We start from the raw sequence: 23,827 nt of genomic DNA on the forward strand, positions 1-23,827 counted from the left end.
TCGCTTGACTTCGGCATGCCGTTCGGGTTGACTGAAACCAGAAAAGATCAATGATTGATATTTTTAACAACAAAGGTGTTGCATCATGTCGGTACCCCCGCGTGCCGTTCAGCTTAACGAAGCGAACGCGTTCCTTAAGGATCATCCTGAGGTTCTGTACGTAGACCTTCTAATTGCGGATATGAATGGTGTGGTGCGCGGCAAGCGCATCGAACGCACCAGCCTCCACAAGGTTTACGAGAAGGGCATTAACCTGCCTGCCTCTTTATTTGCCCTGGATATCAACGGCTCGACGGTGGAAAGCACCGGCCTGGGTCTGGACATCGGTGATGCTGACCGAATCTGTTATCCGATCCCCGACACCCTGTGCAATGAACCCTGGCAAAAGCGCCCCACCGCGCAACTGCTGATGACCATGCACGAACTTGAAGGTGAACCTTTCTTCGCCGATCCTCGCGAAGTACTCCGCCAAGTTGTCAGCAAATTCGACGACCTCGGTCTGACCATCTGCGCCGCCTTCGAGCTTGAGTTCTACCTGATCGACCAGGAGAACGTGAACGGCCGCCCCCAACCGCCCCGCTCGCCGATCTCCGGCAAACGCCCGCACTCGACACAGGTCTACCTGATCGACGACCTCGACGAATACGTCGACTGCCTCCAGGACATTCTGGAAGGGGCCAAAGAGCAAGGCATCCCTGCCGACGCCATCGTCAAGGAAAGTGCCCCGGCGCAGTTCGAAGTGAACCTGCACCACGTGGCCGACCCGATCAAGGCCTGCGACTACGCAGTACTGCTCAAGCGCCTGATCAAGAACATCGCCTACGACCATGAGATGGACACCACCTTCATGGCCAAGCCTTACCCGGGCCAGGCAGGCAACGGCTTACACGTACATATTTCGATCCTGGACAAGGACGGCAAGAACATCTTTGCCAGCGAGGATCCCGAGCAGAACGCCGCATTGCGTCACGCGATCGGCGGTGTGCTCGAGACCCTACCCGCCCAAATGGCGTTCCTGTGCCCTAACGTCAACTCCTACCGTCGTTTCGGCGCACAGTTCTACGTGCCGAACTCGCCGTGCTGGGGCCTGGATAACCGCACCGTGGCGATTCGCGTACCGACCGGCTCGTCCGATGCCGTACGTATCGAACACCGCGTGGCCGGCGCCGACGCCAACCCTTACCTGCTGATGGCTTCGGTCCTGGCAGGCGTGCACCACGGTCTGACCAACAAGATCGAACCGAGCGCACCCGTGGAAGGCAACAGCTACGAGCAGAACGAACAAAGCCTGCCGAACAACCTGCGCGATGCCCTGCGCGAGTTGGACGACAGCGAGGTGATGGCCAAGTACATCGATCCCAAGTACATCGATATCTTCGTTGCCTGTAAGGAAAGTGAGCTGGAGGAGTTTGAACACTCCATCTCCGACCTTGAGTACAACTGGTACTTGCATACCGTGTAAGCGGTTTCGGTATTCAATGCGGTGGGCAAGCTTTCTGTGGCGAGCAGGCTTGCCCTGCGTTGGGCTGCGAAGCGGCCCTAAAACCGGACGCCGAGTTCTTGCTGAAGGAACTCGGCGTTTCTATTGGGGCTGCTTCGCAGCCCAGCGCAGGGCAAGCCTGCTCGCCACAACAAGACTGATCCCCAGCCCCCACCTCATCCCAGGTATGGATCATCCACTGGCTCTGCGTACAATGCGCTCTGCCTTGTAGGAGACTTCCATGACTACCCGCCCCGCCCCTCCTCGCAAACCCCGCGCCCGCAGCCAGGCCCGGATCGATGCGATCCTCGACGCCGCCCGCACCTTGCTGGCGACCCAAGGCGTGGCCAGTCTGTCGATCTACAGCGTGGCCGAGCGCGCGCAGATTCCACCCTCGTCGGTGTACCACTTCTTTGCCAGTGTGCCGGCGTTGCTGGAAGCCCTGACCGCCGATGTGCACGCGGCGTTTCGGGCGGCGATCCAGGCGCCCATCGAGCACGAGCCACTCAAGCATTGGCGTGACCTGTCCTGCATCGTCGAGCAACGCATGCTCAGCATCTACGACCGTGACGCCGCCGCACGCCAATTGATCCTGGCCCAGCACGGGCTGACCGAAGTGACCCAGGCGGACCGTCAGCATGATCTGGAATTGGGGGATTTGATGCTGGAGGTGTTCAATCGTCACTTCGAAGTGCCGACGTTGCCCACCGATGTGGATGTGTTTGCCCTGGCGCTGGAACTGAGCGACCGCGTTTACGCGCGCTCGGTGCATCAGCACGGGCAGATTACGCCGCGCATGGCCGAGGAAGGAATGCGGGTGTTTGATGCGTATGTGGGGCTTTATTTGCCGGCGTATTTACCCAAGCGGTAAGGCTCGTGGTGACTGGGCCGGCCTCTTCGCGAGCAAGCCCGCTCCCACACTTGACCGAGTTCCAACGCTGGAATGCATTCAAATGTGGGAGCGGGCTTGCTCGCGAAGGCGGCCTCCAGAGCGACGACAATCACAACTTGGCGATCGACACCTCGGTGGACTTAACAAAGGCAATCACTTCGCTGCCAATCACCAACTCCAGCTCTTTGACAGAGCGGGTAGTGATCACGGAGGTCACGATGCCGGACGCCGTCTGTACGTCGATTTCCGACAGCACGTCGCCTTCGACGATTTCCTTGATGGTGCCTTTGAACTGGTTACGCACGTTGATGGCTTTGATAGTCATGATGGTTTTCCTCTATGAGTTATTGGGCCCAACGCAATTGCGTAGGCAGCGGTGAAACAGGTTCGGGTTCCGGCGGCGTGCCGGGCAACGACAGCACACGGTTGAGCACTTCGGCTTCCAGCGCCGCCAGGCGATGTGAGCCCCGGGCGCGTGGGCGCGGCAGGTCGACGATCAGGTCGAGACCGATCTCGCCGTCCTCGATCAGAATCACCCGGTCGGCAATCGCCACGGCTTCGCTGACGTCGTGGGTCACCAGCAACACGGTGAAGCCGTGCTTCTGCCACAGGTTTTCGATCAGTTGCTGCATTTCGATACGGGTCAGGGCGTCCAGCGCACCCAGCGGCTCATCCAGCAGCAGCAGGCGCGGCTGGTGAATCAACGCGCGGGCCAGCGCCACACGCTGCTTCTGGCCACCGGACAAGGCCGCCGGCCACTCGTTGGCACGCTCGGCCAGGCCTACCGCTTCCAGCGCTTCAAGCGCCTTGGGACGCCAGTTGCCCTTCAGACCCAGCCCCACGTTGTCGATGATCTTTTTCCACGGCAGCAGGCGCGCTTCCTGGAACATCAACCGCGTGTCTTCAATCGCATCGCCGAGTGGCGCGGAGCCCGCCAGCAGCTCGCCGCCGCTGGCTTTGTCCAGGCCAGCCAGCAAGCGCAGCAAGGTACTTTTGCCGCAGCCGCTGCGCCCCACCACCGCCACGAACTGGCCAGCGGGAATGTGCAGATCAATCTCTTTAAGTACTTCCCGCGCACCAAAGGCCTTGCGCAATTTGCGCACCGCCAGCGGGATGCCCTTGAGCAGGCGCGGAGGTTGTTGAGCCGTCATGCCGCACCTCCTTTATTCACTTGATAGGCCGGGTGCCAGCGCAGCCACACACGCTCCAGGCCACGCGCGGCCAGGTCGGCCAGCTTGCCGAGGATGGCGTACATGACGATGGCCAACACCACCACGTCGGTTTGCAGAAATTCACGCGCATTCATCGCCAGGTAACCGATGCCGGAGCTGGCCGAGATGGTTTCCGCCACGATCAGCGTCAACCACATAAAGCCCAGGGCGAAGCGCACGCCCACCAGGATCGACGGCAGCGCGCCCGGCAGGATCACCTGACGGAACAGGCTGAAGCCGGACAAGCCGTAGCTGCGCGACATTTCCACCAGCGCCGGGTCGACGTTGCGGATGCCGTGATAGGTGTTCAGGTAAATCGGGAACAGCGTGCCGAGGGCGACCAGGAAAATCTTCGCGGTCTCGTCAATGCCGAACCACAGGATCACCAGCGGAATCAGTGCCAGGTGCGGCACGTTGCGGATCATCTGCACCGAGCTGTCCAGCAGGCGCTCGCCCCATTTCGACAGGCCGGTGATAAAGCCCAGGGCCAGACCGATGCTGCCACCGATCACAAAACCCAGGCCGGCACGCCAGCCGCTGATGGCCAGGTGTTTCCAGATTTCACCGGTACGCACCAGGTTGACCCCGGCTTCGATCACAGCGCTCGGCGCCGGCAGAATGCGCGTCGACAACCAGCCCGCCGATACCGACAACTGCCACACCGCCAGCAACAGAATCGGCAGCACCCAAGGCGCGACACGATGGCTTAATTTTTCATAGTTCATGACTACGCCTCAGCTCTGCGACGCAGCTTTGGGAAGGATGTCGTTGGCGACCATCTCGCCGAACGGGCTGACGTAACCGGCGCTTTTCGGCAGCTCGGGACGTTCGATATCCAAGTGCGGGAACAGCAGTTCGGCAACCCGATACGACTCTTCCAGGTGTGGATAACCGGAGAAGATGAACGTGTCGATGCCCAGCGCAGCGTATTCATTGACGCGTGCCGCGACGGTCGGGCCATCACCCACCAGCGCGGTGCCTGCGCCGCCGCGTACCAGGCCAACGCCGGCCCACAGGTTGGGGCTGACTTCGAGGTTGTCGCGGTTGCCGCCGTGCAAGGCGGCCATGCGCTGCTGGCCCACGGAGTCGAAGCGTGCGAGAGAAGCCTGGGCACGGGCGATGGTCTCGTCATCCACATGGGAGATCAGTTTGTCCGCGGCTTTCCATGCTTCCTCGTTGGTCTCGCGCACGATCACATGCAGGCGAATGCCAAAGCGCACGGTGCGCCCGAGCTTCGCGGCCTTGGCGCGCACCTGTTCGATTTTTTCCGCGACCGCAGCCGGTGGTTCGCCCCAGGTCAGGACCATTTCAACCTGTTCGGCTGCCAGGTCCTGGGCCGCTTCGGAAGAACCGCCGAAGTACAGCGGCGGACGCGGTTGCTGGATCGGCGGGTAGAGCAATTTGGCACCTTTGACGCTGATGTGCTCGCCGTCGTAGTCCACGGTTTCGCCTTCGAGCACGCGGCGCCAGATGCGCGTGAATTCCACCGAGGCCTGGTAGCGCTCTTCGTGGCTGAGGAACAAGCCGTCGCCGGCCAGTTCTTCCGGATCACCACCGGTGACCAGGTTGAACAGCGCACGGCCGCCGGACAGGCGATCCAGAGTCGCGGCCTGACGCGCGGCCACCGTCGGGGAAATGATCCCGGGGCGCAGTGCGACAAGGAATTTCAAACGCTGAGTCACCGGGATCAGCGAGGCGGCCACCAGCCACGAGTCTTCGCAGGAGCGGCCGGTGGGAATCAGCACACCACCAAAACCCAGCCGGTCAGCGGCCTGGGCCACTTGCTGCAGATAACCGTGATCGACGGCGCGAGCGCCTTCGGCAGTGCCAAGGTAATGGCCGTCGCCGTGGGTAGGCAGGAACCAGAAAATATTGAGGCTCATGGAGTTGTCTCCTGAAGAAATCGGATTACGGCGCTGTGGCAACGGCGGCGGGTGGCGTCCAGATCACGTCCTTGATGTTCAAGGGTTTGGGGATCAGTTTGAGCTGGTAGAAGCTGTCGGCGATTTTCTGCTGGGCGGCGACCACGTCCGGGGTCAGGAACAGCGCGCCGTAGCCCTGGCGCTTCACCGAGGTCAGGGTGATGTCAGCCGGCAGGCCAAGCAGCGGTGCGACTTGTTCGGTGACTTCCTGCGGGTTGGCCTTGGACCATTCGCCCACTGCGCGCACTTCTTCCACCAACGCCTTGATCACTTCAGGGTGCTGCTTGGCATACGGCTTGGTGGCCAGGTAGAACTGGTGGTTGTCGGCGATGCCGGTGCCGTCACGCAGGGTGCGTGCCTGCAGTTGTTTCTCGGCGGCAGCCTGGTACGGGTCCCAGATCACCCAGGCGTCGACGCTGCCACGCTCAAACGCGGCGCGGGCATCGGCGGGCGGCAGGAACACGGTCTGCACGTCGGTGTATTTCAGGCCGGCATCTTCCAGCGCACGCACCAGCAGGTAGTGCACGTTGGAGCCTTTATTGAGCACGATTTTCTTGCCCTTGAGCTCGGCCACGGATTTGATCGGCGAGTCTTTCGGCACCAGGATCGCTTCGCTGGTCGGCGCCGGCGGCTCGTAAGCTACATAGAGCAGATCGGCACCGGCCGCCTGGGCGAAGACCGGCGGGGTTTCGCCGGTGACGCCGAAGTCGATGGAGCCGACGTTCAGGCCTTCGAGCAGTTGCGGGCCACCGGGGAATTCAGTCCATTGCACCTGCACGCCTTGGGCGGCCAGGCGTTTTTCCAGAGTGCCCTTGGCTTTGAGCAGCACCAGCGTGCCGTACTTCTGATAGCCGATCCGCAGGGTTTCGGCGGCTTGGGCTTGAACCATGGCGCCGAAGGACACAGCCGCAACAAACAGTGCGACCAGACCACGACGCAAGATGACAGTGCGCATGGCGCTCTCTCCAAAAATGCGATGAGGGGGTTGGCTGCACCTGCTTGGCCGTTGGCGGCTGAGTAAGGTGAGTACTACAAAATCCGGTGAGGCTTAAATGCTCCAGCGAGCACTCAACAAACGTTCATTCAACACATTGGGGTCCAGCGGTTTCGGGCGACGGGCCATGGCGCTATAGAACGTCTCCAGGGCCTCGTGCAAACGCTGTTCAAGCACGGGCACCAGCTGCGCCTGGGCGCTGCCTTCGGCATAAGCGATCTGGCTGTCCTCGGCAAAAATGCCGTGGAGCAATTCCTGGGCCTTGAGGGCCGACAGCACGGGCTTCAGTGCGTAGTCCACCGCCAGCATGTGCGCGATGCTGCCGCCCGTGGCCATGGGCAATACGATCTTGTGCGCCAGGGCGCGTTCGGGCAGCAGATCCAGCACGGTTTTCAGCGCGCCGGAGAACGAGGCTTTGTACACCGGCGTGGCAATGACCAGGCCGTCGGCGTTGGCGACCTGTTGCAGCAGGTCGATGACCTTAGGGCTGTCGAAGCGCGCATGCAGCAAGTCTTCGGCCGGGAAGTCCCGTATCTGATAACTCACCACTTCCACGCCTTTGTCTTGCAGCCACTGACGGGTTTTTTCCAGCAAGACCCCGGAGCGGGAACGCTGGCTGGGACTGCCTCCAAGTGTTACGACCAGCATGCAGGTATTCCTTGAGCAAGTGTCGGCGGTTCGCTGTGTGGCGATGGCGCCAAGATGGGACAGACCATATCAGGTGATTTATATATCTATAAATCTTATTTTTTCATTTGTTTATTCTATAAATGCATATGCACTTTATAAATCCTGGGGCGAAAAAAAAGGCCGTCGAAACGGCCTGAAAACCCCTGCTATGTGAGACTGGAAATGCGTTCAAATGTGGGAGCGGGCTTGCTCGCGAAAGCGGTGTGTCATTCAAAGATGCATCAACTGAAAGTCAGCATTCGCGAGCAAGCCCGCTCCCACATTGGGTTGTGTGTTAGCGGTTAGGCTGTGGGGTAAGGCGCAGGTACGGCTTCACGGCGCGATAGCCCTTGGGAAAGCGCTTCTTGATCTCTTCCTCATCCTTGAGCGACGGCACGATCACCACCTCATCACCGTCCTGCCAGTTGGCGGGCGTGGCCACCTTGTGGTTATCGGTCAGTTGCAGCGAGTCGATGACCCGGAGGATTTCGTGGAAGTTGCGGCCGGTGCTGGCCGGGTAGGTAATCGTCAGGCGGATCTTCTTGTTCGGGTCGATCACGAACAAGGAGCGCACGGTGAGGGTGTCACTGGCGTTCGGGTGGATCAGGTCATACAGGTCCGAGACTTTGCGATCGGCGTCGGCGAGGATCGGGAAGTTGACGACCGTGTTCTGGGTTTCATTGATGTCTTCGATCCACTTGTGGTGCGAGTCCACCGGGTCGACCGACAGGGCAATGGCCTTGACGCCGCGCTTGGCGAATTCGTCCTTGAGCTTGGCGGTAAAGCCAAGCTCTGTGGTGCACACCGGGGTGAAGTCCGCCGGATGGGAAAACAGCACGCCCCAGCTATCGCCCAACCATTCGTGGAAACGAATCTTGCCGGCGCTGGAATCCTGTTCGAAGTCGGGGGCGATGTCGCCCAGTCTTAGGCTCATGGTGTGGCTCCTGGTGAGTGCTTATGGAGCCCACTGTGCATGGATTGAAGATTATTTAAAAAGAATAAATATCGATTTATTTAGACGATAAACGAATATTAAAAATCAATTCATTGGACGCGGGAAAGGCCGAGGATCAACATCCATCACAAGGTTCGAGAAGGCCTTGAGACGCTGTACAAAGAAGGGATTCAGGAAGGGCTTGCGGGGGTTGAGCCCGACTTGAAAGTAAAGCACCCTGCCCGGCGTTGCGCCGGGCAAGGTTTTACGCTCTTACTTGAACGCGTAGCTGTAGCTAACGATTACGCGGTTTTCGTCCTGGGCACGGGTGTTAACCAGATCGGTACGCCACATAGCGTTTTTCCAGGCGACGCCGAGGTTTTTCAGCGGGCCTTCTGGAACAACGTAAGCCAGAGTCAGGTCGCGTTCCCACTCGGTTTTATCACCGGCGGTGGTCTGGATGTTGCTGCCTTTGAGGTAGACAACACCAGCAGTCAGGCCTGGCAGGCCAACCTTGGCGAAGTCATACGCGTAGCGAGCTTGCCAGGTGCGTTCGCCAGCACGGGCAAACTTCTGGATTTGCATGTCGGTGGTGGTGCTGTTCGAAGAGCCATCACCTTGGTTCAGCCAAGGGAAGTCGCTGTCGCCCTTGGTGTACTGGTAGCCACCGCCGAAGGTGTGACCGGCAACCGAGTACAACGCCAGGTAGCTGTACAGATCGTTGTCGACCTTGCCTTTAACCTTGGTGGCGTTGGTCGGGTGATCCGAGTAGTAACCCGAAGTGTAGTAGCCCGCTTCGTTGCCGTTGGCGCCGTTGTCGCGGCTGCGGTAGTAACGCAGGTCACTTTTCAACACGCCAGGACCGATAGCCCAGTTGTGGACCAAGCCCAGGAAGTTCTGCGCGTAGAAGTCTTTCAGCTCGCCGTAGTAGTACGAAGCGGTCAGATCTTTGGTGATTTTGTAGTCAGCACCAGCGTAGTAGAACTTGTTAACGAAGTTGCCAGCGTCATAGTTCGAGCTACCGTTGGCACCCGCCAGCGACAGGCCTTCGTTGTTGCTGGAGTTACGGCCCTTGGAGTGCTCGATCTGACCGGCAGTCAGGGTCAGGTCCTTGATCTCGTTCGAGGAGATCTCGCCACCTTGGAACGTTTGCGGCAGCAGACGACCGTCGTTGGTTTTGATAACCGGGTTGTTTGGCTGCAGGGTGCCGATTTTCAGCACGGTCTGGGAAACCTTGACCTTACCGGTCACACCCAGGCTGGCGAAATCGTTGACCGCTTTGTTGCCATCGCTTGGGAACACGGTGCCGCCAGACGCGGTGCCAGTGTAGTTACCGTGATCGGCACGGCTGGAATCCAGACGTACGCCGTACAGGCCGATAGCGTCAAGACCGAAACCAACGGTCCCTTCGGTGAAGCCGGAGATGAAACGCAGGTCAAAACCTTGGCCCCATTCAGCGTTCTTGCTGCGGGTGTTCGAGGTCGCCGAAGGCTTCAAATCACGGTTGTCGGTGTTGATGTAAAAGTTACGCAGACCCAGTGTTACTTTGCTGTCATCGATGAAACCGGCGGAGTTTGCCTGTTGGGCAATCGCAGCGACAGCCACGGCCAACGCCAATGTTGACTTCTTCATGTACCGCTCCTCTCATTTCTAATTTTTGTATTTCTTAGGTCCTGGGTCTGACGCCCCGGATCCACAGATGCGCGATTAGCGCCAGATAGTGACTACCAAGTCAATCGTAACTTTGTATGTCTACTACCTTCGTCTAACCGCAGTTAATTTGGTCCCTGCAGGGTAATGAGTTTTTCATACACCCAAAAAGAATTGTTTCATTCTTTTTCATACGATCCAGGAATAAGCCTTTCCATGAGGCGAGCCGATCAGCGTAGACCAACCGCTCCATAAGCTAATTCCTAAAGGGTATTTACCAGCCTTTTTTTAGATCGATTAGTGTGGCCGTACTGTTGCATACGTCACCCACGATCAAAAAGGCGACGCCATCATGGCCAAAGGCACATCCTCCCGTCAATTTGTTACAGTTTTTGTGTCACTAATACTTTCTTTTGGTGTCAAAGCGGCCGATTTAACCATCGGCTACCAAACCGGCATCGACCCCAGCAAAGTCCCACATGCCGACGGCCTCTACGAAAAAGCCCTCGGCGAGAAGATTGCCTGGCGCCGTTTCAACAGTGGGCCCGACGTTGTAACCGCGATTGCGTCCGGCGATGTGCAAATCGGCAACCTCGGTTCCAGCCCCCTCGCAGCGGCGGCTTCACGCAATCTACCCATCGTGACCTTTATCGTATCGGCGCAGATCAATGCTTCTGAAGCCCTGGTTGTGCGCAATGGCAGTGGCATCGACAAACCGCAGGACCTGATCGGTAAAACCATCGCTACGCCCTTCGTCTCAACCTCTCATTACAGCCTGCTCGGCGCGCTGAAACATTGGGGGCTGGACACCAAACAAGTCAAAGTAGTGAACCTGCAACCCGCGGAAATTGCGGCCGCGTGGAAACGTGGCGATATCGACGGCGCCTTCGTGTGGTCACCGGCGCTGGGAGAAATCCGCAAGACCGGAAAAACCCTGACAGACGCGGCCCAGGTGGGCCAGTGGGGGGCGCCGACATTTGAGGTGTGGGTAGCGCGCAAGGATTTCGCGGAAAAACATCCTGACGCAGTGGCCAAGTTTGCCAAGGTCACGCTGGATGCATTCGCCGACTACGCCGCCCATAAAGACGGCTGGACAGTGGATTCGGAGCCGGTGCAGAAAATCGCCAAACTGACAGGTTCAAATGCGGCCGATATTCCTGAGCTGTTGGCCGGCAGCACCTTCCCGGACGCCCAGGCGCAACAAACCGATGCCCTGCTTAAAGGGGGCACGGCGAAAGCGATTGGGGAAACGGCGAAGTTTTTGAAGGAACAGGGGAAGGTTGAGACGGTGTTGCCGGACTACTCGGCCTTTGTGACCGATAAATTCATCAGCCAATAAGGTAATCAAATGTGGGAGCTGGCTTGCCTGCGATAGCATCACCTCGGTTTATCTGAAAAACCGAGTCGGCTGCATCGCAGGCAAGCCAGCTCCCACATGAGCCAGCTCTTTATCAGGCAGGAAGATCAGGCTTACAGAGCCTTCTCGAAAATCTTCGAGTTACGCTGATAGTTGTACAGCGACGCCCGCGCTGACGGCAGGCGGTCGACGCTGCTCGGCACAAACCCGCGCTCGCGGAACCAGTGTGCGGTTCGCGTGGTGAGCACAAACAGCGTCTTCAAACCCTGCGCCCGCGCACGGGTCTCGATGCGCTCCAGCAACACGTCGCCGCGTGCGCCGTGACGATACTCCGGGTTGACCGCCAGACACGCCAGCTCCCCTGCATCCGAATCCGCGATCTGATACAGCGCCGCACAGGCGATGATCATGCCTTCGCGCTCAACCACGCTGAACTGCTCGATCTCACGCTCCAGCACTTCCCGCGAACGCCGCACCAGAATGCCCTGCTCTTCCAGCGGGCTGATCAGGTCGAGCAAACCGCCCACATCCTCAATCGCCGCCTCGCGCACCTGTTCGAATTGCTCCTGGGCCACCAGCGTACCGCCGCCGTCCCGGGTGAACAGCTCGGTGAGCAACGCGCCGTCTTCGGCGTAGCTGACGATATGGCTGCGCCCTACTCCGCCCCGGCACGCTTCGGCGGCGGCGTCCAACAGTTCAGCTTGATAGTTGCTGCCCAGGCGCTGCAGGTGCGCCGGCACTTGCTGCGGACGCAGCTCGCGGACCAGGCGACCATGTTCGTCGATCAGGCCCAGATCGGCGCCAAACAGCAGCAGCTTGTCGGCGCCCAGGTCGATGGCGGCGCGGGTGGCGACGTCTTCGCAGGCCAGGTTGAAGATTTCGCCGGTCGGTGAGTAACCCAACGGCGACAGCAGCACGATGGAGCGCTCGTCCAGCAGGCGGTTGATGCCCTTGCGGTCGACCCGGCGCACTTCGCCGGTATGGTGGTAATCCACGCCTTCAAGCACGCCGATCGGCCGTGCCGTAACCAGGTTGCCGCTGGCGACGCGCAGGCGCGAGCCCTGCATCGGCGAGGAGGCCATGTCCATCGACAGGCGTGCTTCGATAGCAATGCGCAGGTGGCCGACCGCGTCGATCACACACTCCAGCGTCGCGGCATCCGTGATGCGCAGGCCTTCGTGGTAAGCCGGGGTGAGGCCACGCGCTTCAAGGCGCGCTTCGATTTGTGGGCGCGACCCGTGAACCAATACCAACCGCACGCCCAGGCTATGGAGCAGCACCAGGTCGTGGACGATGTTGCCGAAGTTGGGGTGTTCCACACCATCGCCGGGCAGCATGACCACAAAGGTGCAGTCGCGGTGAGCGTTGATGTAGGGCGAAGCGTGACGAAGCCAATTGACGTATTCGGGCATAAAACCTGGGCCTGTAATAAAAAGCAGCCAAAAAAGGATGAAACATAAAAGCGCACAGCGGGCTGATGGTTATCGTCGGAACAGGCTTGGCGACACGCTCGCTCTCCTTATGTACGAATGGGCAGGGGTTAATTTATGCAGGTTTCAGGCAGTAATGGTCGATCAGTTCCCGCAATAGACGCACTGTAGGCGTCAAGCGTGACATTTCGAGGTACTCGCCCGGCTGGTGGGCGCAGGCAATATCGCCAGGGCCAAGCACCAGAGTTTCACAACCAAGGCGCTGAAGATAAGGCGCTTCGGTGCCGAACGCTACTGCTTCGGCACGATGACCGGTCAATCGTTCCGCCACCCGCACCAGCTCGGCATCTTCGGCCTGCTCGAACGGCGGCACTTCGGGGAACAACGGCGCGTAGTCGATCTTGACTTTATGGCGCTCGGCCAGGGGTTCGAGCTTTTGCCGGATAGCGTCGCGCAGCACCTTGGGGTCCATGCCCGGCAGGGGCCGCAGGTCGAACTCCAGGGAACATTGGCCGCAGATACGGTTGGGGTTGTCGCCGCCGTGGATGCAACCGAAGTTCATGGTCGGCTGCGGCACGCTGAATTGCGGGTTGCGGTACTCGCGCTGCCAGGCCAGCCGCAGGCCGCGCAGTTCACCAATGGCATCGTGCATGGCTTCCAGAGCACTGTGGCCCAGGCTTGGGTCCGACGAATGGCCGCTTTGCCCAAGGATGTCGATGCGTTCCATCATCACGCCTTTGTGCAGGCGGATCGGCTTGAGGCCCGTCGGTTCGCCGATCACCGCCGCGCGGCCCAACGGGCGCCCGGCCTCGGCCAGTGCGCGGGCGCCGGACATCGAGCTTTCTTCATCGCACGTGGCGAGGATCAGCAGCGGTTGTTTGAACGGCTGGTCCAGCAACGGCAGCACGGCTTCGATGATCAGCGCAAAAAAGCCTTTCATGTCGCAGCTGCCCAGTCCTACCCAACGGCCGTCAACTTCCGTCAACTTGAGCGGATCGGTTTTCCACAGCGCGGCGTCGTAGGGAACGGTATCGCTATGCCCGGCCAGCACCAGACCGCCAGGGCCACTGCCGAAACTGGCGAGCAGGTTGAACTTGCCCGGGCTGACTTGCTGGATGTCGATGGCGAAACCCAGGTCGCCCAGCCACCCGGCGAGCAGATCGATCACCGGGCGGTTGGTCTGGTCGAGAGACGCTTGGGTGCAACTGACCGACGGCGCGGCAATCAATGCGGCGAATTGCTCTTTCATAGACGGTAACGGCATGCGCGGCCTCTCAACTTCCCGGATGAGCCCCACTATAGAACCATCTGCACGCCACAATAAACCGTTGCGGCGCGTTGCCGGGCTCAGTCCTGTACACTGCACGACCTTGGCAGCCACTCTTTTCCCCGGCTGCGCTCCCGATCCTGGATTTTCCGGCCATGCAGAAAGAAACCGAAATCAAGCTCCGCGTCAGCCGCGAAACACTCGCCGCGCTGCGTGAGCACCCGCTACTGAAAAAACGCAACAAAAGTGGCTGGGAACGCCGTGAGTTGATGAACCAATACTTCGACACCCCCGAGCGCGACCTGGCTCAGGCCAAAGTCGCCCTGCGTTTGCGCAAGGACGGTGACGAAATCATCCAGACCCTCAAGACCCGTGGCCAAAGCGTCGCCGGCTTGTCGGAACGCAACGAGTACAACTGGGACCTGCCCAAAGCCAAGCTCGACGTGAAGAAACTCGACGGCGAATGCTGGCCCGAGCAACTGGCCGAGTTGGACAAAAAGATCCTCAAGCCGATTTTCACCACCGATTTTGTGCGCGAACGTGCCGAAATCGCCTGGGGCCGTGGCAAGGCCAAGGTCGTGATCGAAGCCGCTCTGGACCTGGGCCACGTCGTGGTCGGCAAGCAGAAAGAAGAAATCTGCGAGCTGGAACTGGAACTGCGCGAAGGTGAACCGGCCGCCCTGCTGGAACTGGCCGCCGAACTGGCCGCCACCCTGGCGCTGATGCCGTGCGATATCAGCAAGGCCGAGCGCGGCTACCGTCTGTATGACGCCAGCAGCTACTCGCTGAGCCTGCCGGCGCCGCAGATCCACGCCGAAATGCCGCTGGACGACGCCTTCGCCGCGATCATGTGGCACCTGTTGGGCAGCAGCCAGCGCCTGGCCGAGCAATATCGCTTCAATGGCCACTGGCGCTTGCTGCAGGACTGGGTCGAAAACCTCGGTGAACTGCGCGCGCTGATCGGCAGCCTCGGTCAGGCCGCCCCGCGTCAATCCACCAGCGAGCTGCGCAGCGCACTCGATGCATTGCTGGAAGACTGGCGCCCACTGGTGCAGGCCGGTGACGACGATGAAGACATCCGCAAAGCCGCGCCGGAACAGTTTGTTGAAGAACTGCAAGACGTGCGCTGGGGCTTGTTCTCGCTGAACACCTCGCGCTGGCTGCTGGCCCGCACCTGGACCGCCGACCGCAACGTACGTGGCAACCGCCAGGGCGCTGCGCAAATCACCAACTGGCTGCCGCGCCTGCTGGCTGACGACGCCGTTGCCCTGCAACTGTCGCGTTACCAGCAACAACCGGAAGACCTGGCCGAGCAGCTGCCGCGCATTGAACGCATCCAGGCCTGGCTGCACCACGCGCGTCAGGTGGTGGACATTCCGGAACTGGACCGTTTGTACGGCGAGCTGAACAAGCTGGCGGTGCTGGCTAATCAGCCGATTACCGAAGAGTCGCTGGATGCGCGTATGCATCAGGCGATTGCGGTGTATCAGAACCGTGCATGGAAGACGTTGCTGCGTCTGTAATACCAGGCAACTCGGTCAAATGTGGGAGCGGGCTTGTCCCCGCTCCCACAGTCAGCGCAACACTGGCAGGCTGGTGGTGGACTTGATCTCCGACAGGGCCACAATCGAATTCACCTCCTGAATCCCCGGTACCATCGACAGCTTCTCGAAGAAAAACCGCTCATACGCCTCGATGTCAGAGGTAACGATGCGCAGCAGAAAATCCACCGCCCCCATCAGCACATAGCACTCCAGGACTTCCGGAAACCCGCGAATCGCTTCGGTGAATTCGGTGAAGTTGGACCGTCCGTGAGCATTGAGTTTGACCTCAGCAAAAATCTGCGTGTTGAGGCCAATTTTCTTGCGGTCCAGCAGCGTGACCTGCCCGCGAATCACGCCCTCCTCTTTAAGTCGTTGAATACGCCGCCAGCATGGCGATTGCGAGAGACCCACCTGCTCGGCGATCTGCGCGCTGGAAAGCGAGGCGTCCTCTTGCAGCAGGGCCAGAATGCGGCGGTCGTAGGCGTCCAACTCACTGTGCATAAAAATACCTATGAAGGCGATAAGCCTGAATTACTTGAGTCGTTTTTTCACCAATAGGGCGCATCTTAGATAAGAAATCTCCGCGTGCGAATGTAAAAATTTCTCCAGTCGAATCTGGAGAGTCAGCATGCACGCCGTCGAAACCACCTGCCCCGCTACGCGTCTCGATGCATGGGCCGTCAACAGCGCCCACTGCCAAGCGCATTATCAGATCACCGCCGAGGCAGAACCGGACCTGCTGTGCCGGGTACTGAATTACTTCGCGCTGCAGTTCCTGACGCCGCAACAGGTCAATGTGAGCCGTGACGACGACCTGCTGAGCATTGATATCGTGATGAACGGCCTGAGCTGGCACCGTGCCCAGGTGATCGGTGAAAAGATTCGAAACCTGATCAGCGTGTGCTCGCTGGAGGTGTGGCAGGCTGATTCCGTGCGGCCTCAAGCGGCGGCGGCAGCCAATCAGTAAAAACCTGCAATACACCCTGAGCGGTGAGAGTTCAGAGGATGGCTAGCCTGAGATTACGCCCGCCGTCACTCAGGAATTCTTCATGCTCGCCGCCTTGCACGATCATCGATTGGAACTGCATCAACTCTTACCTGCATTGGTCGAGCAGGGGCTGATTACAGCGGACGAGGCCCAAAGGTCAGCGAAAGCACCCGCCACTCGACATCCGTTGGAAAGCATCGCGGCTGAAGGGCCTTGCCTCGAAACGTTGACTCAATGGCTTGCCGGGCATGTCGGGCAACCTTATCTGCGTATCGACCCGCTGAAGATCGACGTGGCGGCGGTGGTGCCGTTGATGTCCCACGCGTTCGCGCAACGCCACGCCATCCTCGCGGTGGCGGTGGATGCGCAGACCGTCACCGTCGCCAGCGCCCAGCCGCATATCCGTGGATGGGAGGCCGGTTTGGCACAGGTGCTCAAGCGCTCGATCAGGCGCGTGGTCGCCAACCCCCGAGAGATTCAGCGCTGTATCGGTGACTTCTACCGGCTGGCCAAGTCCGTCAGCGGTGCCGATCAAAAAGTCGCGGTGGCTGGCAACTTCGAACTGCTCAACCTCGGCACCGGTGATCAGGAGCCGGACGCCAATGACGCGCATATCGTCAACATCGTCGACTGGCTGTTGCAGTACGCCTTCGGCCAGCGAGCCAGTGACATCCATATCGAACCCTGTCGCGACCAGGGCCGCGTGCGTTTTCGCATCGACGGGCTGCTGCATGACGTCTATCAGTTTCCACCCCAGGTCACCATGGCGGTGGTCAGCCGCCTGAAAAGTCTGGGCCGTATGAATGTGGCGGAAAAACGCAAACCCCAGGACGGCCGGGTCAAGACCAAGAGCCCGGCGGGCATCGAAGTGGAGTTGCGCCTCTCAACACTGCCGACAGCGTTTGGCGAAAAACTGGTGATGCGGATTTTCGACCCGCACGTCTTGCTCAAGGATTTTGACCAGTTGGGTTTGTCTGCCGATGATCAGCAACGCTGGAATGCCATGGCCGGTCAGGCCAACGGCATCATCCTGGTCACCGGGCCTACCGGTTCAGGCAAGACCAGCACGCTCTACACCACGCTCAAGCACCTGGCGACCCGCGAGGTCAACCTGTGCACGGTGGAAGACCCGATAGAGATGGTGGAACCTGCCTTTAACCAGATGCAGGTGCAGCACAACATCGACCTGACCTTCGCCAGCGGTGTTCGCGCACTGCTGCGCCAGGACCCGGACATCATCATGATCGGTGAGATTCGCGATCAGGAAACTGCAGAAATGGCCATTCAGGCTGCGCTCACCGGGCACCTGGTGTTATCGACCCTGCACACCAACGATGCACCCAGCGCTATCAGCCGTTTGCAGGAACTTGGCATTGCTCATTATTTGATCAAAGCTACGCTGATAGGTGTGATGGCGCAGCGCTTGGTGCGGCTTTTGTGCCCTCACTGCAAACGTGGGGTGACTGGGCACGGCAATACCCATGAAGCGGTCGGCTGCGCGGACTGCCGTGATAGCGGTTATCGAAGCCGCGCCGGGCTCTACGAAATCATGGTGATGGACGAGAAGCTCAAGGCGCTGATCACCCCCGGCGCGGACGTGCAGGCTTTACGTCGCGCATCGCGGAGCCAAGGCATGCGCAGCCTGCGGATGAGCGGCATCGACAAAGTGAATGCCGGGCTGACAACGATGGCAGAAGTATTACGGGTAACGCCTGGGGATTCAGAAACAAATGATTTGCTTGTTGCCCGCTGAAACCGTCCTTATCCGTGACCAGACCGTTACAATCGGCCGCATGTCGCTTCACTGACACCATCAGATAGGGAATCGCTATGCAGATCGGAACCGTACTGCTTCTTTTCGTGGGGTTGGCCGTGGCCATCCTCTTCATGGGTTTCAAGGTGGTGCCTCAGGGTTACCAGTGGACGGTCGAGCGTTTCGGCCGGTACACCAACACCCTTAAACCTGGCCTCAACATCATCATCCCGGTCATGGACCGCATCGGTCGCAAGATCAACGTGATGGAAAGCGTGTTGGATATCCCGCCCCAGGAAGTGATCACCGCCGACAACGCCACCGTGCAGATCGACGCCGTGTGCTTCTTCCAGGTGGTCAACACCGCCCAGGCCGCCTACGAGGTCAATAACCTCGAGCATGCCATCCGTAACCTGCTGCAAACCAATATCCGTACCGTGCTCGGCTCCATGGAGCTGGACGCGATGCTTAGCCAGCGTGACGGCATCAACGAAAAACTGCTGCGCACCGTGGACGAAGCCACGGCGCCGTGGGGCATCAAGATCACCCGGATCGAGATCAAGGACATCAGCCCACCCGCCGACCTGATGGCCGCCATGTCCGGCCAGATGAAAGCCGAGCGGATCAAGCGTGCGCAGATCCTGGAGGCCGAAGGCCTGCGGGCATCGGCGATCCTGACCGCCGAAGGCAAGAAGCAGGCGCAGATCCTTGAAGCCGAAGGTGGACGCCAGGCAGCCTTCCTCGAATCCGAAGCGCGTGAACGCCAGGCAGAAGCAGAGGCCCGTGCGACCCAGGTGGTGTCCGAAGCAATCGCCACCGGTAACGTGCAGGCCATCAATTACTTCGTGGCGCAAAAATACATCGATGCATTGGGCAAGCTGGCGTCGGCCAACAACAGCAAAGTCATCCTGATGCCGCTGGAAGCCAGCCAGGTGATTGGCGCGGTGGGTGGGATCGGCGAAATCGTCAAGGCAACGTTCGACAACAAGAAAGGCTGAGGCGATCGCCATGTGGGATTTCCTGCAGCATCTGTCGTTCTGGGATTGGTTGGCACTGGGTACGGTGCTGTTGATTCTTGAAGTATTCGGCGCCGGTGGCTACCTACTGTGGATGGGGATCGCTGCCGCTGCTGTGGGCGTGATCAAGTTTTTGATCCCACCGCTCGGGCTCGAATGGCAGCTGCTGCTATTCGCCGTGTTGTCGATCCTCACAGCGGTGTACTGGTGGAAGCGCCAGCGCAGCAGCGCCAAAGTCAGCGATCAGCCGGGGCTGAATATGCGCGGCTCGGAATTGATAGGGCGCACCTTTGTGGTGCATCAAGCTATCGTCGATGGCCGAGGCAAGATAAAAGTCGGCGATGGCGTGTGGATGGCAACCGGGCCGGACAGCCCCGTGGGCGCTCAAGTACGTGTCATTGGTCAGGATGGCGTGGTTTTACAGGTCGAAACTGTTTAGTCAGTGATGGAACTCGCCTGGGTTATCTACAATCAAACTGTTCAGATAACCCACCCGGAGTCACCCACCATGCGTCTCAAATATGCTGTCGCGACCCTCGCTGTGCTTTCCCTACCTGTCGGTTCAGCCATGGCCGACAGCTTCTGGCGCAATGTCATCTCGTCGGGCGCCACGACTGGCTCGACGTACCTGACCTTCAAGGACCACAAGCTGGTGGTCGCCGCCCAAGACGACGCCGGTAGCTTTGTCGCCAGCGACGGCGGCATCCGCGGCCCGTACCTGGAAGCTGCCATGCAGAAAGTTCGCGCCGACAACCCTGGCCTGCAGGCCACGGACATGGAGTTGGCCAACGCCATCCTCGCGAAAAATGCTGTGACCGAGTAATACCTGCCCATAAAAAATGCCGCTTTTTAAGCGGCATTTTTTATGCCTGTTTCTTTACGATCGCCGCCGCCGCCCAGACCTTCTGCTTTTTCCCGTTGAAAGCGGAAAACTCCTGCCGAACACAAAAGTACCAAGCGCCACACTGAGATTCTCTTAGTTAAAGTGAATCCTCTCCCATGCAAAAACTTGCTTACGCTTTGGCTCTCTCTGCGTTAGCTGCACCCTTGGCTCAAGCAGAAAATTGGTACGGGTCGGCAAAACTCAACAGTGCCCGTCAGAACCTCTCCAGTGCGCAATTGACCAGCCCACGCGTCACTGATCGCGTGGAGGCCCCTGACAGTAACAAGGCGTTCACCGGGTCATTGGCTTTAGGTTACGCCTTTGCCGATGGCTGGCGCCTGGAAGGGGAATACACCACGCGCAGCAGCTCGACGTTCGACTCCTATTGGGCGCCCTTCAATGCCAACGTTAACCGCCTGGAGGTCGACAGCCAGCGCGTGATGCTCAACGGCTATAAAAATATCCCGGTCAATGACTGGCTGTCGTTCTACGCAATGGCCGGTATCGGCATGGCGCAAATCGATGCCGCGGGGTACCAGAGCAATGCTACTCGCCAGTTCGCCAGTAACCGTCACTACAACTTTGCCTACAGCGCAGGCTTGGGCCTGGAGGCCAAGGTCAGCGAAAAGGTCACTCTGGGCACAGGTTGGCGTTACGTGGACATGGGCAAGGTCGAAACCGGCTACAACACCTTCGCTAACCGGATAAACGCCCGCGATGAACAGCTCAAGGGCAAACTCAAAGAGCAGAATGTGTTTCTTGAAGCGCGCGTTTCATTCTGACCTGCAACAGAAAATGCCGCTGATAAGCGGCATTTTTATGCGCCACATGACAATTCGTTCACCGACGACAGGCTATATTCAGTCGAGCCGTGCAACCATGCGGTACTGATACCTCTATTACTCATCGCCTATCTGAAACGGATGCCTTCGTCGTTATGAGCCAACAGCCCTTTCTGCCGTTTTCCAAACCTACCATTGATGAAGCGACCATCTCGGCGGTCGGCGATGTACTGCGCTCGGGCTGGATCACCAGCGGGCCGAAAGTGCAGGCGTTCGAAGCACAGCTTTCGGAATACTTTGGCGGCCGTCCGGTGCGGACCTTCAATTCCGGCACCTGCACCATGGAGATCGCGTTGCGCATCGCCGGCATCGGGCCTGGCGATGAAGTGATCACCACGCCGATTTCCTGGGTCGCCACGGCCAACGTGATTCTGGAAGTAGGGGCCACGCCGGTATTTGCGGATATCGACCCGGTCACCCGCAATATCGACCTGGCTCAGGTAGAAGCCGCGATCACCCCACGCACCAAGGCGATCATTCCGGTGTACCTGGCGGGCCTGCCCCTGGATATGCCGATGCTCTACGCGCTGGCCAACAAGTACAACCTGCGCATTGTCGAAGACGCCGCCCAAGCGTTGGGCTCCAGCTGGGATGGCGAGCGTATCGGCGCGACCGGCGACTTCGTCTCGTTCAGCTTCCAGGCGAACAAGAACATCACGTCTTCCGAAGGCGGTTGCCTGGTGTTGAACAACGCCGAGGAAGCCCGTCTGGCTGAAAAGTATCGCCTGCAAGGTGTTACCCGCACCGGCTTCGACGGCCTGGACGTGGATGTGCTGGGTGGCAAATTCAACATGACCGACATAGCCGCAGCCATCGGCCTGGGGCAATTCGCGCATATCGAGAAGATCACTGCGCATCGCCAGAAACTGGCACGCCATTACTTCAAGTGCTTCGGCAGCGATTTTGAAGCGCAATACGGCGCGCAACTGCCGCCAGCGGATTTCGAAAACAGCAACTGGCACCTGTTCCAGCTGGTACTGCCGGAGCGTCAGGATGGTCTTCCCGCCCGCGCTACGTTCATGGAACAGATGCAGGCCCACGGCGTCGGCATTGGCTATCACTACCCGCCAATCCACCTGCTGAGCTTGTACCGGGCACAGGGTTTCAAGGAAGGCATGTTCCCGGTGGCTGAGCGTGTTGGGCGTTTGATCGTGTCGTTGCCGATGTTCACGGCGATGACAGAGGCGGATGTCGAGCGGTCGGTTGCGGCGGTAAAAGCGGTACTGAAAGCGAGCTGAAACAAACTGCCAGCTGTCCGCAATCAACTGTGGGAGCTGGCTTGCCTGCGATGCCGGCACCGCGGTGATTCAACCACACCGCAGTGATGCTATCGCAGGCAAGCCAGCTCCCACATTGATTTGCGCTGTTCCAACGGCTCGCGTTTACTCGCCGATGGCCGCTTTGTAGCCAGCAGCATCAAGCAGTTTTTCCAGGTCAGCCGGGTTGCTTGGCTTGAGCTTGAAGATCCAGGCGCCATACGGGTCGGAGTTCAGCAGTTCAGGGCTGCCACTCAGTTCCTCGTTAACGGCGATCACTTCGCCAGCAACTGGTGAGTAGATATCCGAAGCGGCTTTCACAGACTCAACCACACCAGCCTGGCCTTCAGCGTCAAACTTGGCGCCGACTTCGGCCAACTCAACAAACACCACATCACCCAAAGCTTCCTGAGCATGGTCGGAGATACCGACGGTCACGGTGCCGTCGGCTTCCAGACGGGCCCACTCGTGACTTTCGGCAAAACGCAGGTCGGCAGGGATATCGCTCATAGTCTGTGTCCTCAAGAAGAAATGTCAGCGGCCTCAGGCCTGCCGGAAATAGTTAAATCAAGGTTTTGCCATGGCGCACGAAGGTCGGTTTGACCACTCGAACCGGGTACCACTTGCCGCGGATTTCCACTTCGGCCCGATCGGCGGTGGCCGTCGGTACGCGCGCCAGGGCAATGGATTTGCTCAGCGTAGGAGAGAAACTACCACTGGTTATCTCCCCTTCGCCAACATTGGCGATACGAACCACCTGATGAGCGCGTAAAACACCACGCTCTTCCAGTACCAGCCCGACCAATTTGAACTGCACACCTGCGGCCTTTTCCGCCTCAAGGGCAGTGCGGCCGATGAACTGACGCTCAGCCGGTTCCCAGGCGATGCTCCAGGCCATATTGGCCGCCAGAGGCGAAACGTCCTGGTGAATATCCTGGCCGTACAGGTTCATGCCGGCTTCGAGGCGCAGCGTATCGCGGGCGCCAAGGCCGATGGGTGAAATACCGGCCCCTACCAGATCGTTGAAAAAGCCCGGAGCCTGCTCGGCCGGCAGGACAATTTCCAGACCGTCTTCGCCGGTGTAACCCGTGCGGGCGATAAACCAATCGCCATCGGCCTGGCCTTCAAAGGGCTTGAGCTGGTGGATAAGCGTGCCGCGGGCCTGCGTGACCAGCTCGGCGATTTTCTGCCGGGCGTGCGGGCCTTGAATGGCGAGCATGGCCAATTCTGGCCGCTCATGCAGCTGCGCCGCGTAGTCGCCCAGCTGTGCTTGCATCCAGGCCATGTCCTGATCACGCGTAGCGGCGTTGACCACCAGCCGATAACCGGTCTCGGTGCGGTAAACGATCATGTCGTCCACCACGCCGCCCTGCTCGTTGAGCATGGCGCTGTAAAGCGCACGGCCGCAGCCATGCAAACGATCGACATCATTGGCCAGCAGGTGCTGGAGCCATTCCTTGGCCTGAAGGCCTGTGACATCGATCACGGTCATATGAGATACGTCAAACACCCCGCAGTCGCGTCGCACCTGATGGTGTTCTTCAACTTGCGAGCCGTAGTGCAGAGGCATATCCCAACCGCCAAAATCGACCATTTTCGCGCCGAGGGCGAGATGCAGGTCATACAGAGGCGTACGCTGTCCCATGGGTTTCTCCTTCCGGGATTGGCGAAGATGCACAGAGCTGCTGTTTGCGCTCAACACCTCTGACTACAAGGCCTGCAGCGACATACAGCGACTC

Annotated in this window: 24 protein-coding genes; 11 read left to right on the forward strand and 13 right to left on the reverse strand. The window is 59.5% G+C overall.

Annotated features, from left to right (window positions below; translation table 11 throughout):
* Positions 1-85: 85 nt before the first annotated feature.
* Positions 86-1,462 carry a glutamine synthetase family protein gene (locus AB5I78_RS27910; protein ID WP_145157896.1) on the forward strand — a complete coding sequence of 459 codons (1,377 nt, stop codon included), beginning with the start codon at positions 86-88 and terminating at the stop codon, positions 1,460-1,462.
* 259 nt (positions 1,463-1,721) lie between these two features.
* Positions 1,722-2,351: a TetR/AcrR family transcriptional regulator gene (locus AB5I78_RS27915; protein ID WP_369301920.1), complete on the forward strand. Its 630-nt coding sequence runs from the start codon at positions 1,722-1,724 to the stop codon at positions 2,349-2,351.
* Positions 2,352-2,481: 130 nt separating this feature from the next.
* Here the strand turns inward: AB5I78_RS27915 and AB5I78_RS27920 are convergent, their stop codons facing one another.
* The 8 genes from AB5I78_RS27920 to AB5I78_RS27955 all read right to left on the reverse strand — a co-directional run bounded on the left by AB5I78_RS27920 (position 2,482) and on the right by AB5I78_RS27955 (position 9,734).
* Positions 2,482-2,697, reverse strand: a complete 216-nt coding sequence (locus tag AB5I78_RS27920; RefSeq protein ID WP_003213899.1) for a molybdopterin-binding protein — start codon at positions 2,695-2,697, stop codon at positions 2,482-2,484.
* Positions 2,698-2,716: 19 nt separating this feature from the next.
* Positions 2,717-3,523: an aliphatic sulfonates ABC transporter ATP-binding protein gene (ssuB, locus tag AB5I78_RS27925; protein WP_106575750.1), complete on the reverse strand. Its 807-nt coding sequence runs from the start codon at positions 3,521-3,523 to the stop codon at positions 2,717-2,719.
* Entirely contained in the window at positions 3,520-4,308 is a 789-nt protein-coding gene (gene ssuC / locus AB5I78_RS27930) for an aliphatic sulfonate ABC transporter permease SsuC (RefSeq protein WP_145157904.1), read from the reverse strand. Before ssuC ends, ssuB begins: the two co-directional genes overlap by 4 nt.
* A gap of 9 nt (positions 4,309-4,317) precedes the next feature.
* A complete protein-coding gene (gene ssuD, locus AB5I78_RS27935; protein ID WP_369301919.1) occupies positions 4,318-5,466 on the reverse strand; it encodes an FMNH2-dependent alkanesulfonate monooxygenase in 1,149 nt (382 codons plus the stop codon).
* Positions 5,467-5,491: 25 nt separating this feature from the next.
* Positions 5,492-6,460, reverse strand: a complete 969-nt coding sequence (locus tag AB5I78_RS27940) for a sulfonate ABC transporter substrate-binding protein (protein ID WP_369301918.1) — start codon at positions 6,458-6,460, stop codon at positions 5,492-5,494.
* 93 nt (positions 6,461-6,553) lie between these two features.
* A complete protein-coding gene (gene ssuE, locus AB5I78_RS27945) occupies positions 6,554-7,147 on the reverse strand; it encodes an NADPH-dependent FMN reductase (protein WP_106575754.1) in 594 nt (197 codons plus the stop codon).
* Between the two features lie 316 nt (positions 7,148-7,463).
* Complete coding sequence (locus tag AB5I78_RS27950; RefSeq protein ID WP_003195267.1) at positions 7,464-8,102, reverse strand: peroxiredoxin; 639 nt, start codon at positions 8,100-8,102, stop codon at positions 7,464-7,466.
* Between the two features lie 273 nt (positions 8,103-8,375).
* On the reverse strand, positions 8,376-9,734 hold the full coding sequence (locus tag AB5I78_RS27955; RefSeq protein ID WP_145157909.1) for an OprD family porin: 1,359 nt from the start codon (positions 9,732-9,734) through the stop codon (positions 8,376-8,378).
* 370 nt (positions 9,735-10,104) lie between these two features.
* Here AB5I78_RS27955 and tauA point away from each other — a divergent pair, with 370 nt between their 5' ends.
* A complete protein-coding gene (tauA, locus tag AB5I78_RS27960) occupies positions 10,105-11,091 on the forward strand; it encodes a taurine ABC transporter substrate-binding protein (RefSeq protein ID WP_369301917.1) in 987 nt (328 codons plus the stop codon).
* 131 nt (positions 11,092-11,222) lie between these two features.
* Here the strand turns inward: tauA and argA are convergent, their stop codons facing one another.
* On the reverse strand, positions 11,223-12,521 hold the full coding sequence (argA, locus tag AB5I78_RS27965; protein WP_119737335.1) for an amino-acid N-acetyltransferase: 1,299 nt from the start codon (positions 12,519-12,521) through the stop codon (positions 11,223-11,225).
* A 133-nt stretch (positions 12,522-12,654) separates the two neighbouring features.
* Complete coding sequence (gene argE / locus AB5I78_RS27970) at positions 12,655-13,803, reverse strand: acetylornithine deacetylase (protein WP_145157914.1); 1,149 nt, start codon at positions 13,801-13,803, stop codon at positions 12,655-12,657.
* A 158-nt stretch (positions 13,804-13,961) separates the two neighbouring features.
* Between argE and AB5I78_RS27975 the strand changes: the two genes are divergently transcribed.
* Positions 13,962-15,329 (forward strand): inorganic triphosphatase, encoded by a 1,368-nt coding sequence (locus tag AB5I78_RS27975; RefSeq protein WP_369301916.1) that lies wholly within the window; start codon positions 13,962-13,964, stop codon positions 15,327-15,329.
* Positions 15,330-15,380: 51 nt separating this feature from the next.
* On the opposite strand, the gene AB5I78_RS27980 is transcribed toward AB5I78_RS27975, so the two are convergent.
* Positions 15,381-15,851, reverse strand: coding sequence for an Lrp/AsnC family transcriptional regulator (locus AB5I78_RS27980; protein ID WP_003195279.1), 471 nt, complete (start codon positions 15,849-15,851; stop codon positions 15,381-15,383).
* A gap of 127 nt (positions 15,852-15,978) precedes the next feature.
* Here AB5I78_RS27980 and AB5I78_RS27985 point away from each other — a divergent pair, with 127 nt between their 5' ends.
* From AB5I78_RS27985 to AB5I78_RS28015, 7 genes are all read left to right on the forward strand, one after another.
* The gene (locus tag AB5I78_RS27985) at positions 15,979-16,317 is read left to right on the forward strand and encodes a hypothetical protein (RefSeq protein WP_369301915.1); all 339 of its coding nucleotides are present in this window, start codon (positions 15,979-15,981) and stop codon (positions 16,315-16,317) included.
* Between the two features lie 82 nt (positions 16,318-16,399).
* Positions 16,400-18,091, forward strand: a complete 1,692-nt coding sequence (locus tag AB5I78_RS27990) for a GspE/PulE family protein (RefSeq protein WP_369301914.1) — start codon at positions 16,400-16,402, stop codon at positions 18,089-18,091.
* A gap of 77 nt (positions 18,092-18,168) precedes the next feature.
* Complete coding sequence (locus AB5I78_RS27995) at positions 18,169-19,089, forward strand: SPFH domain-containing protein (RefSeq protein WP_024077991.1); 921 nt, start codon at positions 18,169-18,171, stop codon at positions 19,087-19,089.
* A 10-nt stretch (positions 19,090-19,099) separates the two neighbouring features.
* Positions 19,100-19,546: an NfeD family protein gene (locus AB5I78_RS28000; RefSeq protein ID WP_242199742.1), complete on the forward strand. Its 447-nt coding sequence runs from the start codon at positions 19,100-19,102 to the stop codon at positions 19,544-19,546.
* Between the two features lie 69 nt (positions 19,547-19,615).
* Entirely contained in the window at positions 19,616-19,930 is a 315-nt protein-coding gene (locus AB5I78_RS28005) for a DUF2388 domain-containing protein (RefSeq protein WP_003176799.1), read from the forward strand.
* A gap of 176 nt (positions 19,931-20,106) precedes the next feature.
* Positions 20,107-20,772, forward strand: coding sequence for an outer membrane protein (locus AB5I78_RS28010; protein ID WP_369301913.1), 666 nt, complete (start codon positions 20,107-20,109; stop codon positions 20,770-20,772).
* Between the two features lie 155 nt (positions 20,773-20,927).
* A complete protein-coding gene (locus tag AB5I78_RS28015) occupies positions 20,928-22,070 on the forward strand; it encodes a DegT/DnrJ/EryC1/StrS aminotransferase family protein (protein WP_145157933.1) in 1,143 nt (380 codons plus the stop codon).
* A gap of 144 nt (positions 22,071-22,214) precedes the next feature.
* On the opposite strand, the gene gcvH is transcribed toward AB5I78_RS28015, so the two are convergent.
* Both gcvH and gcvT read right to left on the reverse strand, forming a co-directional pair.
* Complete coding sequence (gene gcvH / locus AB5I78_RS28020) at positions 22,215-22,598, reverse strand: glycine cleavage system protein GcvH (RefSeq protein ID WP_262207134.1); 384 nt, start codon at positions 22,596-22,598, stop codon at positions 22,215-22,217.
* 52 nt (positions 22,599-22,650) lie between these two features.
* Complete coding sequence (gene gcvT, locus AB5I78_RS28025) at positions 22,651-23,733, reverse strand: glycine cleavage system aminomethyltransferase GcvT (RefSeq protein WP_145157939.1); 1,083 nt, start codon at positions 23,731-23,733, stop codon at positions 22,651-22,653.
* Positions 23,734-23,827 lie beyond the last annotated feature (94 nt).

The sequence above is a fragment of the Pseudomonas sp. N2-3-1-14 genome, assembly GCF_041228395.1.
Taxonomy (GTDB): domain Bacteria; phylum Pseudomonadota; class Gammaproteobacteria; order Pseudomonadales; family Pseudomonadaceae; genus Aquipseudomonas.